This is a genomic window from Comamonas antarctica (genome assembly GCF_013363755.1).
Lineage (GTDB): Bacteria > Pseudomonadota > Gammaproteobacteria > Burkholderiales > Burkholderiaceae_C > Comamonas > Comamonas antarctica.
The window spans coordinates 3132500-3147668 of record NZ_CP054840.1 but is presented as its reverse complement, the minus strand read 5'-3'; the positions used below and the strand labels follow the sequence as shown (position 1 = coordinate 3147668).

Here is a 15169-nt window from a genome sequence, read left to right as displayed (position 1 = left end):
GGCGCAAGGGCAGCATTATGCGTCGAGTGCCTTGCGCACGCCGCGCAGGAAGTCAATGGTCAGCGGTACGACTTTCTCGTGCGGCTGGTCGTTGAGCATCTCGATGATGCGGCTGCCGATCACGACGGCATCGGAAAATTCGCCGATGGCCTGGGCGGTCTGGGCATCGCGGATGCCAAAACCCACGCCCACGGGAATCTGCACATGCTTGCGGATGCGCGGCAGCATGGCCTCGACGGCCGCCGGGTCCAGCGCGGAAGAACCGGTCACGCCCTTGAGCGAGACATAGTAGACATAGCCGCTGGCCACGCGCGCCACCTGGGCAATGCGCTCGTCGGTGCTGGTCGGCGCGAGCAGGAAGATCAGGTCCATGCCGCGCGCGCGCAGCGCGGCGGCAAATGCCTCGCATTCCTCGGGCGGGTAGTCGACGATCAGCATGCCGTCGACGCCGGCATTGGCGGCATCGTTGACGAACGCGCCTTCGCCATGGATCTGGTCGTAGCGTTCGACCGGGTTCGCGTAGCCCATCAGCACCACCGGCGTGGTGTCGTTCTTCTGGCGGAACTCGCGCACATAGGCCAGCACCTGCACCAGGCCCACGCCCAGCGCCAGCGCCTTGTCGCCGGCCTTCTGGATGGTCGGGCCGTCGGCCATGGGATCGGAAAACGGAATGCCCAGCTCGATCACGTCGGAGCCGGCCTCGACCATGCCGTGCATCAGCGCCGGCGTGATCGCGGCAAACGGGAATCCGGCCGTGACATAGGGAATCAGGGCCGTGCGGCCTTCGGATCGGAGTTTTTCAAATGTGGCGGCAATGCGGCTCATGCGGCAGGCCCTCCCTTGACAGTCAGACCGCGCATCGAGGGGCGGTCATAGAAATCTGCGCCCGACAGGTCGGCCACCGTGCCGATGTCCTTGTCGCCGCGGCCCGAAAGATTCACCAGGATCGACTGGTCGGGGCGCATCTGCTTGGCCAGCTTCATGGCGTAGGCCACGGCGTGGCTCGACTCGAGCGCCGGAATGATGCCTTCGGCGCGGCACAGGTAATGGAACGCCTCGAGCGCTTCGGTGTCGGTGATGCCGACATACTCGGCGCGCTTGATCTCCTGCAGCCAGGCATGCTCGGGGCCCACGCCGGGGTAGTCGAGCCCGGCGCTGATGCTGTGCGTCTCGATGATCTGGCCGTCTTCGTCCTGCAGGATGAAGGTGCGGTTGCCATGCAGCACGCCGGCGCTGCCGCGCTGCAGCGAGGCCGAATGCTTGCCCGAGTCCAGGCCCTGGCCCGCGGCCTCGACGCCGATCAGGCGCGTTTTCTCGTACGGGATATAGGGGTGGAAGATGCCGATGGCATTGCTGCCGCCGCCCACGCAGGCGACGACCGCATCGGGCTGGCCGCCGTTCAGGAATTCGGGCATCTGCGTCAGGCATTCGGTGCCGATCACGCTCTGGAAGTCGCGCACCATCATCGGATAGGGGTGCGGGCCCGCGGCCGTGCCGATGATGTAGAAGGTGCTGTCGACGTTGGCGACCCAGTCGCGCATGGCTTCGTTGAGCGCGTCCTTGAGCGTCTTGCTGCCCGATTCCACGGGCACGACGGTCGCGCCCAGCAGCTTCATGCGGTAGACGTTGGGGCTCTGGCGGCGGATGTCCTCGGCGCCCATGTAGATGATGCACTCGAGGCCGTAGCGCGCGCAGATGGTGGCCGTGGCCACGCCATGCTGGCCGGCGCCGGTCTCGGCAATGATGCGCTTCTTGCCCATGCGCTTGGCCAGCATCGCCTGGCCGATCACGTTGTTGATCTTGTGCGCGCCGGTATGGTTCAGGTCTTCGCGCTTCAGATAGATCTGCGCGCCGCCCATCTCGCGACTCATGCGGTCGGCGTGGTAGACCGGCGAGGGACGGCCCACGTAGTGGTTGAGCTCCGACTCGAATTCGGCGATGAATTCGGGGTCGTGCTGGTAACGCGCATAGGCGTCGCGCAGTTCGGTCAGCGCGTGGGTCAGGGTTTCACTGGCGAAGCTGCCGCCATAGCGGCCGAAATGCCCGGATGCATCGGGGTGCTGATAGTCAAACATTACGAATTCTGCCTGGGGTTGGCATCGGCCGCACGCACGGCGGCAACGAAGCGGTGGATCTTGTCGGCGTCCTTGACGCCCTTGAGGGCCTGGCCGTCGGGGCCGGTGGCCTCGACGCCGGAGCTGATGTCAACGGCCAGCGTCTTGCAGCGCGGCCGCACCAGCCGAATGCCATCGGTCACGTTTGCAGGCGTGAGTCCACCAGACAAAACGAGGTGACAGTCGACGCTTGGAGGAAGGAGTGACCAATTGAATGCCTTGCCGCCGCCGCCATAGCCGTCGACATGGGCGTCGAGCAGGATGGCTTGGGCGAGAGAGTAACGCTGCGCATATTCTACGAGGTCGAAGCCCGCGGCAGCTTCTCCTAGGGGAATCCGCGCCGCGCGCAGGAACGGCCGCAGGCCGCCGCTGGCCGCCAGGCACTGCTCGGGCGACTCGTCGCCGTGGAACTGCAGGCAGGCGCCGGGAATCTCCAGCAGCGCCTGCTGCACGCGCTCCGGCGTTTCGTTGACGAACAGCAGCACCGGCGTGACGAAGGGCGGCAGCCGGCGCGCGAGCTGCGCCGCGCGCGCGATGCTGACCGCGCGCGGGCTGGGCGCGTAGAGCACGAAGCCGACCGCGTCGGCGCCCGCGGCAACGGCCACGTCAACATCTTCTTCGCGCGTCAGGCCGCAGATCTTGATGCGCGTGCGCAGGGGGGCGAGGTTTTGGTTCATGGCAGCCAATCGAATGCCGCGGCGCGCGTCGGCAGGCCCCAGGCCGGGTCGTAGACCGGACCGAGGAAGTACAGCCCGTCGGGCGAGAAGGTGGGAGCGGCGGCATCGCGCGAGCGTGCCGCGAGCACCGCCTGCATCCAGTCCACGGGCTGCTTGCCCTGGCCGATGGCAATCAGGCAGCCCATGATGTTGCGCACCATATGGTGCAGGAAGGCATTGCCTTCGAACTCGAAATGCCAGTAGCAGGTCTGCATCGGCGGCTCGCCGGGCCGGCCCAGGCCGTGCAGCCGGCTCAGTGCATCGCCCGGCGGCGCCGCGCGGCGCGAGATCGCGAGGCGGCTCAGGGTCTTGACGGGGCTCTTGGCCTGGCAGGTCGAGGCGCGGAACGAGGAGAAGTCGTGCTCGCCCAGCAGCTGCGCGGCCGCGGCCTGCATGGCCTGGCCGTCGAGTTCATGGAACACCCAGCCGACGCGGCCGGCCTCGACGCTGGGGCGCACCGGCGACTGCAGCAGCACGTAGGCATAGCGGCGCGCGGTGGCGCTGAAGCGCGCGTGGAAATCATCGGGCACGGGCGACACCCATTGCACCGCGATGTCCGCGGGCAGGAAGGTGTTGGTGCCGCGCACCCAGGAATAGGGCGTGCGCGTGAGTTCGGTATCGAAATGCGCGACCTGCATGATGCCGTGCACGCCGGCGTCGGTGCGGCCCGCGCAGATGGTGGGCACGGGCAGCGTGGCGAATTGCGCCAGCGCCGCTTCGAGCCGGTCCTGCACCGTGTTACCCGAGGGCTGGCTCTGCCAGCCGTTGTAGCGTTGGCCGTTGTAACCCACTCCCAGGGCTATGCGCATGGCAAGTCCTTGCCGCGGCCGTGGTGCGCCGCGCTGTTCAGCAGAAAAGACATTCAATCGATTTCGGAAAGCAGGCGCCTTGCGCGCTCCTTGAGTTCACCCTCGGCTTCGTCGATGACCTCTTCGATCAGCGTGCGCGCGCCTTCGCTGTCGCCGATGGCCGCAAATTCCTGGGCCAGCGCGAGCTTGGTGGCCAGCGGGTCTTCGGCGGCCGCCTGGCTGCTTTGCGACAGCGCCTCGGCCGGAGCGTTGCTGCCCAGGTCCAGCGACAGATTGCCCAGGTCGAACTCGAGGAAGTCGAACACGGGCGCAGCGGCAGGCGCAGCAGCGGGCGCAGCGGCAGGCACAGCAGCGGGCGCAGGCGGGGTCTGCGCGGCCGGCGCAGGCTCGGTTTCAGGTTCTGGATCAAGCTCGGGTTCAGCAGCCGGCGCGGCTTCTTGCGGCGCGGCGATCGCCGGCAGTTCGGCCTCGGACCCTTCGCCCTCTGGCGGTGCCAGCGGCGCAATCTCGAAGCGCGGCGCATCGTCCTCGAAGGCCGGCTCCGGCGCCTCGGCTTCTCGCGCATCGGCCTCGCTGTCCAGCGTGAACTCCAGGTCGGGCAGCGCATCGCTGGCGGCGGCCTCGACGGCCGGTGCGGCATCGGTCGGCACCGTTGGCAGATCGGCAAGCGGATCGTCGGTATTGTCTGCGGCCGAGGGCGCTGTGGCAGGCTGTTTCCAGATCGGCTCTATCGGCTCGAAGTCGATGCTTCCGGGCGGCTGCAGGCGCGGCTCGGCAGGCACTGCGTCCGTGGCGGGCGCGGGTGGCTCGTCAAGAATGGAGTCGAGCTCCAGGTCGAAATCCGGATCCGCGGCCGGGGTGGGCACGGGGTCGCTGTTGGCATCGAAATCGGGTTCGGCATCGCGTTCGGTTTCGGCCGCCGAAGCCGCGGCCAGTCCGCCCAGCGCACCTGCCAGCGAGGCCTTTGCCAGCGCGCCTGCGTCGACGGGCGGCGCGGCGCGGTCGGCCGTGCTGCCCGGCAGTGCATCGCCGTCGGATTGGTACAGCGCATTGGCTGGATCGAGTGCGCGGCCCTGTTCGGCCAGCTGCTGCCATTCGGCGCCCTTGCCCTGGGTCAATGCAAAGACGGTCTGTGCCAAGGCCTCGAACGCCTTGCGGTCCTGGCGCTTGGCGTAGATGTCGGCCAGCTTCAGGTGCAGCGCCAGGCGCTCGGGCTGGGTGCGCAGTGCTTCCTTGAGGATTTCCTCGGCCTGCAGGTCGCGGCCATAGGCCAGGTAGACATCGGCTTCTGCCACCGGGTCGACTTCGCCCCCGGTATCGAGCTGGCTGTGCGAATAGGCGGCCGAGCTGCCGAACTGGGTCTGCGCGGTATCGACCTGCTGGCCCTGGCCCGCGGCAAAGAAGGAATCGTTTTGCAGCAGGCTGTCGGGCGCGGCATTGCGCGCGCGGCGGCGCTGCAGCCGACGGTAGCCGAGCAGGCCCAGCAGCAGCGCCAGCAGGCCTGCTCCAGCGATCGGCAATACCGGGTCTTCGCCCAGGGTGTCGAGCAAGCCCGGGGCGGCCGGTGCTTCGGCCGGCGCAGGGGCTGCAGCCGGCGCCGGCGGCGTGGTCGGCGCCGGGGTTGCGGCGGGAGGAGCCGGCGCGGTCTCGGGCGCCGGAGCCGGCGTGCCATCGCCGGCAGGCGCCGGGGTTTCGGCCGCAGTCGGCGCCGCCGCCGGGGCTTCGGTGGACGGGGTAGCGGGCGCCGCCGCGCCGGGCGTCGTCACGCCGGGCGTCGTCACGCCGGGCGCCGTCGCGCCGGGCGCCGTCACCGCGGGAACGGGTATGCCTGCTGCGGGTGCGGATGCGGTTGCCGCAGTGCCTGCAGTCGCCGTGGTCCCGGCGACGTTCTGCAGTTCATTGAGGTTGCGCGAAAGCTCGGCCAGGCGCTCGGACTGGCTCTGCGCCTGCTTTTCGCGTGCCAGGCGGTCATCGGCCGCCATCGCCCCCTTGGACAGCGTGAGCTTGTCGGGTGCGGCCGTGGTCGGCTTGCGGTCCTCGACCTGGGCCTCGACATTGCCGCTCGCGCTGCGCTGGGCACCGGCCACGGCCGCCTGGGGCGCGGCTGCCGCAAGCTGGCGCCGGTAGCGGTTGAAATCCTGGCTTTGCGCGGCGACGATCTGCCGGGCTTCGGGAATGGAGATGGCCTGGGCGGCGGCGCGGTCGGGCATTTCCAGCACAGCGCCGGCACGCATCCGGTTCACGTTGCCGCTGATGAACGCATGGGGATTGGCGCGCAGCATGGCGACCAGCATCTGGTCCAGCGACACGCCGGACGGACGCTGGGCCTGCGCAATCCGGCCAGCGGTGTCGCCGGCGCGCACCGTCTGCGCGGCAGGCTGGACCGGTGCCGGTGCGGTTGCGGCGGGAGCCGGCGCGCGCGCGGGCGCCGGGGTGCTGCGCACCGGGGCCGTCGCCTGCGCAGCCGGCTGGACCGGCGCAGGTGCGCCGACCTGGGGGGCGGTAGCGGCCGGCGCGGGCTGGCGCGCCACCGGCGGGTCGAGCAGCAGCGTATAGCTGCGCACCACATGCCCGGCGCTCCAGGAAGCATCGATGACCAGATCGACAAACGGCTCGGTCACCGGTTGCGTGCTGCTCAGGCGCAGCACTGCGGAGCCATCGGGGCGGCGTTGCAGCTGGACCCGGAACTGGCCCGCGGCGGCCGTGTACTCCATGCCCTGGGCGCGGAACACCGCGGGCGCGGCAATGCGCGCCTGCAGGCTGTCAGCCTCGGCCGCGGTGACCTGCGGCAGTTCCACTTCCGCGCGCAGCGGTTCGCCCAGGGAGGACTGGATGCTGAGGCGGCCGAGCGCCAGGGCCCAGGCGTTGGTGGCAGTCAGGCTGACGGAGACGAGGGCCGCGGCGGCCAGCGCGGAGAGTTTCCAACGATGCATGGTGGCGTCAACTTTTATGGTTGTGCGGCCCGGGCGAGCGGCATAGTTGTTCTCATGGATGAGCGCGCCATCGGCACAGCGGGCGCGTCAAAGTGAAAAATACCTTAGCAGCAATGCATGGCAGTGACAACCAAGGAGGCAGGGGGCATTGTCCAACACCTGGCGCGGCGCGCAGGCTTGCGCGCCCGGGGATGTTGTCCCGTGGCAACGAGAAACCGCCCGCAAAGCCATTTTCATGGCCCGGCGGGCGGTCATCAAAAAAACTCAAAAGAGGGGCTTTCGTGCAAAGGCACTTGTTCGCAGCCTCTGATACTGGCGTGATCTAGCAAGGGGGCAGCGAGGAAGGGCCGCCCCGCACCGAGGCTGCCGTCCCCCTCCACCGAAGGTTGAGAGGGGGAAGCGCCGAAGGCGCTCAGGGGGTGGTCAACAATATCCGCAGCATGCGGCGCAGCGGTTCGGCCGCGCCCCACAGCAGCTGGTCGCCGATCACGAAGGCCGACAGGTATTCAGGACCCATGTTGAGCTTGCGCACGCGGCCCACGGCCACTTCGAGGCCGCCGGTGACGGCTGCGGGCGTCAGTTCCTTCACGGTGAGCGCACGGTCGTTGGCGACGAACTTGACCCAGGGGTTGCCCGACTGGATCAAGGTCTCGATCTCGGCCAGCGGCAGGTCATGCTTGAGCTTAAGCGTCAGGGCCAGCGAGTGGCAGCGCATCGCGCCGATGCGCACGCACAGGCCGTCGACAGGGATGGTGGCGCTGGTGCCGAGGATCTTGTTGACCTCTGCCTGGCCCTTCCATTCTTCCTTGGACTGGCCATTGGGCAGTTGCACGTCGATCCAGGGGATCAGGCCGCCGGCCAGCGGTGCGCCGAAGTACTCGGTGGGCACGTCGTTGCGGATGGTCTGTGCCACCTGCCGATCGATGTCGAGAATCGCCGAAGCCGGCGTGGCCAGCGCGTCGGACACTGCGGCATGCACCACGCCCATGCCCTTGAGCAGTTCGCGCATATGGTTGGCGCCGCCGCCCGAGGCCGCCTGGTAGGTCATCGAGCTGACCCATTCCACGAGGCCGGCCTTGAACAGTCCGGACAGGCCCATCAGCAGGATGGAGTTGGTGCAGTTGCCGCCAATCCAGTTCTTGCCGCCCGCCGCCAGCTTGGCCTGGATCAGGTCGTCATTGACCGGGTCGAGCACGATGACGGCATCGTCTTCCATGCGCAGCGACGAGGCCGCGTCGATCCAGTGGCCCTGCCAGCCCGAAGCGCGCAGCGGACCGTAGACGGCCTTGGTGTAGTCGCCGCCCTGGGCGGTGATGATGATGTCGCAGCGCGCCAGTGCGGAGATGTCGTTGGCATCCTGCAGCGTGGTGTGGGTGCGCGCCTGCGCGGGCGCCTTGCCGCCGGCGTTCGAGGTGGAGAAGAAAATCGGCTCGATCAGATCGAAGTCGCCTTCGGCCTGCATGCGGTCCATCAACACCGAGCCGACCATGCCGCGCCAGCCCACCAAACCTACCAACTTGCTCATTTTCAACGCCCCTGTGGTTTAAGAAACAATGTTCGACCAGACTGGGGCCCGGCTCGTCTGGCCGGGAGAGGGCGCGCGACGAACCGGGCTGGGTCAGCCTTTAATCGTCGTAATGGTGATTGCGCGCGCAGCCACGGCGGCCGCAGCCACGGCTGCGCAAGCAGGTGTCTGAGGAGCGTTGCGGGTGAAGGCGGCAAACATAGCGGGGCATTGTAATGGATTCTTGCGCAGGTCGCCCAGCGCGTGGTCCTTCGTTGCGTGGGGTCGGAAAGCGGGCGGCTTTCAGCCTGCGGGCGGTCCCGCGGCGTCGGCAACGCCGACCAGCGTGGCGCTGGCCTGCGGCAGCGGATCGGGGTCGCGGGGCACCTGGATCCCGGGGTCGGGCAGCAGCATGGATGCCAGCTGCTGGGCGCCCTCCATGGCCAGCCAGGATTTCTCGCTCAGAAAATCGCCCAGCGGCAGCGCGGATCTGCCGGCCAGATCGATCAGCACGCTGGCTGCGCCTGACTTGAGCATGGCGAACGCCAGGCCTTCGCAGTCGACCAGCCTGGGCAGCCAGTGGATGCCGGCCGCGGCGACGGGAATGGCAACGGCCACCGCCGTCAGCAACTCCTTGAGGAAATCGGCGGCGCCATGCTTCGAGAGAAATCCCTCCGACGGCAATGCCAGCGCCAGTGCGGCCCGCAGCGGCGCGGGCAGCGCCTGCTGGAGGCTTTTGCCGGCCGCCGCCAGCGTACCGTGCAGCTCCTGCAGCGCGGGCGAGTCGTGGAACATGGCTTCGAGCACCTGCTCCCTGGTCTCGATCAGGTACTGCGCGATGGCATGGGAGTGCCGGCCGGCAGCGAGCATCATGCCTTCGTGCGCCACCGTTGCCAGGTAGGACTGGGTGGCAGGGTGTGAGGATGCCGCGCAGGTCCCGAGCAGATGGAACAGCGCAAAGGTCAGGCCGTCCTGCACGCCGTTGGCCCATGCTTGAGCCGCAGTATCGGGCAGTTGCTGCGCAGCGAGAAAGCTGCTGCTGACATGGGGGAGCAAGCCTGAAAGCGCTTGATCGAGCAGTGCCGAGTGGTGGCCGGCAATCCCCATTTCGAGGCTGGATTTCAAACACGACAAATAGGCTCCCGGCAGCGCATGCAACTGCGGGAGTGCAGGGGAGGCGAGGGCACTGGCGACGGCCTGGGCGGCTTGCAGCCCGTGGAAGGCAGCGCCCTGGGCGGCCAGTGCCGCCGCCTGCGCCGGGGCAGCGTCGAAAACCAGGGTCAGCAGCGGCTGCGCGGTGTTGTCCACCAACTGCATCTCCCAGGTCTCGGCGACCACGCTGGCCAGGGCTGCCAAAGGCGTGTTCGATTCGCTGGCTGCTTGCTCATGGGCGGATATCGCCGGTCCGGTGACCAGATGCAGCAGCGAATAGGCGAGCCACTGGCTGGCCAGGCGGGAAGGCCGGTTCCAGTCGGTCGTATCGCGGGTGTCAGGGCAATCGGCTTCGCAGCGAAGTGGCGCAGTCGCATTCATGGGGCAGCAGGTATCGTGTCAGGTGCGGATGGCCATTCTTGCGCAGGAATGAAAATGATTTTCATTCCCCAGATCGTCGGCTGGGTTAGTCTTGTCTTTTGTTTGAATTTGACTATTATGTTTTCTTTTTGATAGCTTGAATTTTGGTTTTAGACGGGGTTGCGTGGCGAAATGGGGTTCATGGAATCCACGCCGGTGCAGTGCTTTCGCCTCCCGCCACGAGGCATACGCCGCAGGGATCGGCGTACCACGCCACCGCCTCGTCCCACACGGCAGGCGGCGGCCATGGCGTCGGACTGTCCGCGGTGCAACCGGGGGCTGCTGACGCGGTTTCGCATGCGGGGCCAGTCACGGCCTGCGCCGGCTCCAGCGCGGGCAATGCATCGGCGGCGTCGAGTGCCGCATGCCCTGCGGCCTCGCCATACCAGGCATCGTGCAGGCTCTCCAGCAAGGCTTTTGCCAGGACCTGCAACTGTTGGAGCAAGGACTCGCAGAACGTCCGGCTGGCAGGCATCATTGCCACCGCCGCCAGCTGCAGCGACTTGTCGAGCAGGGACATCGGCTGCTGCGGATCGGCCAGCCTTGCCGACATGCTTTGCAAGGCGCCGTCTGTGAGTGCGATGCAGTAGTGCGTGGCCTGACTCAGCAGGACGGCCTGGGAATGCGCCACGAGATAGGCGGCCAGTGCCGCGGCCGCGTCCGATAGCTGCTGCCATGCCGGCAGCGCAGGTGCATGAACCGGCGCCTGCAGCGCGCCCGGGCCGGGCCCGCCCGTGGGCACCAGCACGCTGGCCACCGCAGCGCCCGAAGGCGGACGGTCGGAGAGGGCAAAGGGCAGGGCGGAGGGCATTGCAGGTGACGGCATGCGAGGACCTCGACAAGTGGGAGTGGTGTCTCGATGCTATTGATTGTTGTCCTGGTTTGATGAGACTTAAGCTATTTCCTCTTGCCGACCTACAGCGAAACGTTGCGCATTGTGGATGCCCGGCAGCCTTGGCGCGATACCTGGGGATGCCGGCGGTGGCCACGTGCTTCCGGGCAGGGACCTGCCCAGCGGGACCGTCTTCGAGCGGCGTGCCAAGGCCCGCATGGCTTGCGGGCGCTTCGGCAAGCTTGCGAGACATCGAAGGCGCAAAAAAAGCAGCCATGAAGGCTGCTTCGAGATCAAGGGCAGCCATGGCTGCCCGAAATGCGCGGATTCAGCGCAGCGCGGCCACCACCGCATCGCCCATCTCGGCGGTGCCGACGCGGGTCGTGCCTTCGCTCCAGATATCGGGCGTGCGCAGGCCCTGGGCCAGCACGGCTTGCACGGCGTCCTCGATGCGCTGGGCCGCGGCTTCCTGGTTCAGGCTGAAGCGCAGCATCATGGCCGCCGACAGGATGGTGGCCAGCGGGTTGGCCACGTTCTTGCCGGCAATGTCGGGCGCGCTGCCGTGGCTGGGCTCGTACAGGCCCTGGCCCTTGGCGTTCAGGCTGGCCGAAGGCAGCATGCCGATCGAGCCGGTGAGCATCGAGGCTTCATCCGAGAGGATGTCGCCGAACATGTTGCCCGTGACCACGACGTCGAAGCGCTTGGGTTCCTTGACCAGCTGCATGGCGGCGTTGTCGACATACATGTGGTCCAGCTGCACGTCCGGGTATTGCTTGCCGACCTCGGTCACGACATCCTTCCAGAACTGGAAGGTTTCCAGCACGTTGGCCTTGTCGACGCTGGTCACGCGCTTGCTGCGCTTTTGCGCGGCCTGGAAGGCGACATGCGCGATGCGCTCGATCTCGGGACGCGAGTAGCGCATGGTGTCGAAGGCTTCCTCGGCGCCGGGGAAGTGGCCGTCGGTGGCCACGCGGCGGCCGCGCGGCTGGCCGAAATAGATATCGCCCGTGAGTTCGCGGATGATCAGGATGTCCAGGCCCGCGACCAACTCGGGCTTGAGGCTCGAAGCGTGGGTCAGTTCCTTGTAGCAGATGGCCGGGCGGAAGTTGGCGAACAGGCCCATGTGCTTGCGCAGACCCAGGATCGCCTGCTCGGGGCGCAGCGGGCGGTCGAGCGTGTCGTACTTCCAGTCGCCGACCGCGCCGAACAGCACCGCGTCGGCCTCCATGGCCAGCTTGAGCGTGGCTTCGGGCAGCGGGTGGCCGGTGAGCGCATAGGCCGCACCGCCGACCGGCGCCGATTCCATCTCGAAGTCCAGTTCGAGGGCGTTCAGCACCTTGACGGCTTCTGCGACGATTTCCGGACCGATGCCGTCACCGGGCAAGACTGCGATTTTCATGGGGATTCCCTGTAAACGTAAAACAACAAAGCTGCAGGCCGCCGCTTGCGGCGCCTGCAGCGCAAAAGGGCTTCAGCCCTGCACCAGCGTGTGCGCCAGCCAGGGCTTGGTGGCCAGGCGCTCGGCTTCGTAGGCCTTGATCTTGTCCGACTGGCGCAGCGTGAGGCCGATGTCATCGAAGCCGTTGAGCAGGCAGTACTTGCGGAACGCGATCACGTCGAACGGGATCTCCGCGCCCTGCGGGCGCACGATGACCTGGCGCTCGAGGTCGATGGTCAACTGGTAGCCGGGAAAAGCCGCGACCTCGTCGAACAGCTCGGCCACCGTGGCCTCGGGCAGCACGATGGGCAGCAGGCCGTTCTTGAAGCAGTTGTTGAAGAAGATGTCGGCAAAGCTCGGCGCGATGACGGCGCGGAAGCCGAACTGGTCGAGTGCCCAGGGCGCATGCTCGCGGCTCGAGCCGCAGCCGAAGTTCTTGCGCGCCAGCAGGATCGACGCGCCCTGGTAGCGCGGCAGGTTCAGCACGAAGTCGGGGTTGGGCTTGCGGCTCGCGGGATCCTGGCCGGGCTCGCCATGGTCCAGGTAGCGCCACTCGTCGAACAGGTTCACGCCGAAGCCGGTCTTCTTGATCGACTTCAGGAACTGCTTGGGAATGATGGCGTCGGTGTCGACGTTCTCGCGGTCCATCGGGGCCACGAGGCCTTGGTGTACGGTGAATTTCTGCATGGAAGGTGTTCCTCGAGGGGGTCTTGGCGGTGGCCGCTCAGGCGAAGCGGCGCACGTCGACGAAATGGCCGTGCACCGCGGCGGCCGCGGCCATGGCCGGGCTCACCAGGTGGGTGCGTCCGCCCGCGCCCTGGCGGCCTTCGAAGTTGCGGTTCGAGGTCGAGGCGCAGCGCTCGCCGGGCTCGAGCCGGTCGGCGTTCATGGCCAGGCACATCGAGCAGCCGGGCTCGCGCCATTCGAAGCCCGCAGCCTTGAAGATCTGGTCCAGGCCTTCGCGCTCGGCCTGTTCCTTGACCAGGCCCGAGCCCGGCACGACCATCGCCAGCTTGACGTTCTTCGCGACCTTGCGGCCCAGGCGCTGGACCATGGCCGCGGCTTCGCGCATGTCCTCGATGCGGCTGTTGGTGCACGAGCCGATGAACACCTTGTCGATGCTGATGTCGTCGATCGCCTTGCCGGGTTCGAGGTCCATGTAGACCAGCGCGCGCTCGATCGCGCCGCGCTTGTTGCTGTCCTTTTCCTTGTCCGGATCGGGCACGCGCGCATCGACGCCCAGCACCATCTCGGGCGAGGTGCCCCAGGTGACCTGCGGCACGATCTGCGCCGCATCCAGCACGACCACCGCATCGAACTGCGCATCGGCGTCCGAGTGCAGCGTCTGCCAGTAGGCCACGGCCTGGTCCCATTCGACGCCCGTGGGCGCGAGCGGCCGGCCCTTGATGTAGCGGATGGTCTTGTCGTCCACAGCGACCAGGCCGGCGCGCGCGCCGGCTTCGATGGCCATGTTGCACACCGTCATGCGGCCTTCCATGGACAGGTCGCGGATCGCCTGGCCCGCGAACTCGATGGTGTAGCCCGTGCCGCCGGCCGTGCCGATCCTGCCGATGATGGCCAGCACGATGTCCTTGGCGGTGACGCCGGGCGCGGCCTTGCCGTCCACGCGCACCAGCAGGTTCTTGGCCTTCTTGGCCAGCAGCGTCTGCGTGGCCATCACATGCTCGACTTCGGATGTGCCGATGCCATGCGCCAGCGCGCCGAACGCACCGTGCGTGGAGGTGTGGCTGTCGCCGCAGACCACGGTCATGCCGGGCAGCGTCGCGCCCTGCTCGGGGCCCATCACATGGACGATGCCCTGGCCCTTGTCCATGAACGGGAAGAAGGCCGCCGCGCCGAACTCGCCGATGTTGTCGTTGAGCGTGGTGATCTGCTCCTTGCTGATCGGATCGGCAATGCCTTCGTAGCCCAGTTCCCAGCCCGTGGTCGGCGTGTTGTGGTCGGCCGTCGCCACGACGGAGCTGATGCGCCACAGCTTGCGGCCTGCGACGCGCAGCCCTTCGAACGCCTGCGGGCTGGTGACCTCGTGCACCAGGTGGCGGTCGATGTAGAGGATGGACGTGCCATCTTCTTCGGTATGGACGACGTGCTCGTCCCAGATCTTGTCGTACAGGGTGCGTCCCATGGCGTTCTCTCGGCTTGTGGTTTCAGGTGGGGGTGGTAATTCTAGGCGGCGGCCAGGTGCTCGACCAGCAGCCGCGAAGTCATTGGCAGGGTCTCGAAGTCGCGCGCCACGAGCAGCACTTCGCGTGCTGCCCAGTCGTCGCTCAGGCTCACCGCGCGCAGGTGGCCGACGCCATGCATCAGCGCGAATGCGCGGTCGGGCAGCAGCCCCAGGCCCAGGCCGTTGTCGATCATGCGGCACATCGCGTCGAGGCTCGTGACCTGAATGCGCTGGCGCAGCGGCTTGCCCGCATGCGCGGCCGCGGCCTGCATCGCCAGGCTGATGCTGGAGTCGGCCTTGAGGCCGACGATGTCCCAGTCCAGCACCTGCGCGAAGGCCACGCTCTGCGCGGACGCGAGCGGATGGGCTTCGGGCACGACCACCACCAGGCGGTCGCTGCGATAGGGCCTGGCCTGCAGCTCGCCCGCGCCGTTCGGCCCCAGCGTGCAGATGCCGATATCGGCCGTGCCTTCCTGCACCGCGTGCAGCACCTCGGCGCTCAGCCGCTCCTGCAGGTCGATCTTGATCTGGCTGTGGGTGCGCGCAAAGCGTCCCAGGTCCTCGGGCAGGAACTGCAGGATGGCCGACATGTTGGCGTGCATGCGCACATGGCCGCGCACGCCTTCGGCGTATTCGCTCAGTTCGCCCTGCATGCGCTCGAGTCCGTAGAGCACGGTGCGCGCATGGTGCAGCAGGCTTTCGCCGGCCGGCGTGAGCGTCACGCCGCGGCTGTGGCGGTAGAGCAGGGCGGTATCGACCGCGGCTTCGAGATCGGACAGGCGCTTGCTCACGGCCGAAGCCGCGATGAACTCGCGCTCGGCCGCGCGCCCGATGCTGCCCAGCTCGCAGACGGCCACGAACAACTGCAGGGAAGTGAGATCGATGCGGCGCGCAAAACTGCGCTCGGAATTCTTCATGGGTCTTATATGCTTCTCGAAATGAGAAGTTGGAGGTATTTTCTCCGATTATTTTGCTTCAGTCATCGTAAAAAGAGATGGCTAAGGTATTTTTGGGCGAACCTGGCCTACACCGCAGGCGAAAAAAATCCCCGCGCGGGGCGGGGATG

The 15169-nt window shown here is 67.5% G+C and carries 12 protein-coding genes; all 12 read right to left on the bottom strand.

From position 1 onward, the window contains the following. Window positions 1–15 precede the first annotated feature (15 nt). Complete coding sequence (gene trpA, locus HUK68_RS14575; protein WP_175504828.1) at window positions 16–825, bottom strand: tryptophan synthase subunit alpha; 810 nt, start codon at window positions 823–825, stop codon at window positions 16–18. Beyond that, window positions 822–2075 (bottom strand): tryptophan synthase subunit beta, encoded by a 1254-nt coding sequence (gene trpB / locus HUK68_RS14570; RefSeq protein WP_175504827.1) that lies wholly within the window; start codon window positions 2073–2075, stop codon window positions 822–824. The genes trpA and trpB overlap by 4 nt, the downstream gene beginning before the upstream one ends. Further along, entirely contained in the window at window positions 2075–2791 is a 717-nt protein-coding gene (locus HUK68_RS14565) for a phosphoribosylanthranilate isomerase (protein WP_175504826.1), read from the bottom strand. The genes trpB and HUK68_RS14565 overlap by 1 nt, the downstream gene beginning before the upstream one ends. Continuing rightward, on the bottom strand, window positions 2788–3639 hold the full coding sequence (gene truA / locus HUK68_RS14560) for a tRNA pseudouridine(38-40) synthase TruA (RefSeq protein ID WP_175504825.1): 852 nt from the start codon (window positions 3637–3639) through the stop codon (window positions 2788–2790). The genes HUK68_RS14565 and truA overlap by 4 nt, the downstream gene beginning before the upstream one ends. Before the next feature lie 53 nt (window positions 3640–3692). Continuing rightward, window positions 3693–6572, bottom strand: a complete 2880-nt coding sequence (locus HUK68_RS14555) for a FimV/HubP family polar landmark protein (RefSeq protein ID WP_175504824.1) — start codon at window positions 6570–6572, stop codon at window positions 3693–3695. 412 nt (window positions 6573–6984) lie between these two features. After that, on the bottom strand, window positions 6985–8097 hold the full coding sequence (gene asd / locus HUK68_RS14550) for an aspartate-semialdehyde dehydrogenase (RefSeq protein ID WP_175504823.1): 1113 nt from the start codon (window positions 8095–8097) through the stop codon (window positions 6985–6987). A gap of 282 nt (window positions 8098–8379) precedes the next feature. Continuing rightward, window positions 8380–9609 (bottom strand): hypothetical protein, encoded by a 1230-nt coding sequence (locus HUK68_RS14545; RefSeq protein ID WP_175504822.1) that lies wholly within the window; start codon window positions 9607–9609, stop codon window positions 8380–8382. A gap of 178 nt (window positions 9610–9787) precedes the next feature. Further along, a complete protein-coding gene (locus HUK68_RS14540; RefSeq protein ID WP_175504821.1) occupies window positions 9788–10459 on the bottom strand; it encodes a hypothetical protein in 672 nt (223 codons plus the stop codon). Window positions 10460–10808: 349 nt separating this feature from the next. Then, on the bottom strand, window positions 10809–11879 hold the full coding sequence (gene leuB, locus HUK68_RS14535) for a 3-isopropylmalate dehydrogenase (protein WP_175504820.1): 1071 nt from the start codon (window positions 11877–11879) through the stop codon (window positions 10809–10811). Between the two features lie 72 nt (window positions 11880–11951). Then, window positions 11952–12605 (bottom strand): 3-isopropylmalate dehydratase small subunit, encoded by a 654-nt coding sequence (gene leuD / locus HUK68_RS14530; RefSeq protein ID WP_175504819.1) that lies wholly within the window; start codon window positions 12603–12605, stop codon window positions 11952–11954. 37 nt (window positions 12606–12642) lie between these two features. Continuing rightward, on the bottom strand, window positions 12643–14064 hold the full coding sequence (gene leuC, locus HUK68_RS14525) for a 3-isopropylmalate dehydratase large subunit (RefSeq protein ID WP_175504818.1): 1422 nt from the start codon (window positions 14062–14064) through the stop codon (window positions 12643–12645). A 41-nt stretch (window positions 14065–14105) separates the two neighbouring features. After that, window positions 14106–15020 carry a LysR family transcriptional regulator gene (locus HUK68_RS14520; protein ID WP_175504817.1) on the bottom strand — a complete coding sequence of 305 codons (915 nt, stop codon included), beginning with the start codon at window positions 15018–15020 and terminating at the stop codon, window positions 14106–14108. Between the last annotated feature and the right edge of the window lie 149 nt (window positions 15021–15169).

What these genes read in the sequence shown, in the direction of transcription:
- trpA (WP_175504828.1), bottom strand. Translation starts at nt 825, where the DNA reads ATGAGCCGCATTGCCGCCACATTTGAAAAACTCCGATCCGAAGGCCGC.
- trpB (WP_175504827.1), bottom strand. Translation starts at nt 2,075, where the DNA reads ATGTTTGACTATCAGCACCCCGATGCATCCGGGCATTTCGGCCGCTAT.
- HUK68_RS14565 (WP_175504826.1), bottom strand. Translation starts at nt 2,791, where the DNA reads ATGAACCAAAACCTCGCCCCCCTGCGCACGCGCATCAAGATCTGCGGC.
- truA (WP_175504825.1), bottom strand. Translation starts at nt 3,639, where the DNA reads ATGCGCATAGCCCTGGGAGTGGGTTACAACGGCCAACGCTACAACGGC.
- HUK68_RS14555 (WP_175504824.1), bottom strand. Translation starts at nt 6,572, where the DNA reads ATGCATCGTTGGAAACTCTCCGCGCTGGCCGCCGCGGCCCTCGTCTCC.
- asd (WP_175504823.1), bottom strand. Translation starts at nt 8,097, where the DNA reads ATGAGCAAGTTGGTAGGTTTGGTGGGCTGGCGCGGCATGGTCGGCTCG.
- HUK68_RS14545 (WP_175504822.1), bottom strand. Translation starts at nt 9,609, where the DNA reads ATGAATGCGACTGCGCCACTTCGCTGCGAAGCCGATTGCCCTGACACC.
- HUK68_RS14540 (WP_175504821.1), bottom strand. Translation starts at nt 10,459, where the DNA reads ATGCCCTCCGCCCTGCCCTTTGCCCTCTCCGACCGTCCGCCTTCGGGC.
- leuB (WP_175504820.1), bottom strand. Translation starts at nt 11,879, where the DNA reads ATGAAAATCGCAGTCTTGCCCGGTGACGGCATCGGTCCGGAAATCGTC.
- leuD (WP_175504819.1), bottom strand. Translation starts at nt 12,605, where the DNA reads ATGCAGAAATTCACCGTACACCAAGGCCTCGTGGCCCCGATGGACCGC.
- leuC (WP_175504818.1), bottom strand. Translation starts at nt 14,064, where the DNA reads ATGGGACGCACCCTGTACGACAAGATCTGGGACGAGCACGTCGTCCAT.
- HUK68_RS14520 (WP_175504817.1), bottom strand. Translation starts at nt 15,020, where the DNA reads ATGAAGAATTCCGAGCGCAGTTTTGCGCGCCGCATCGATCTCACTTCC.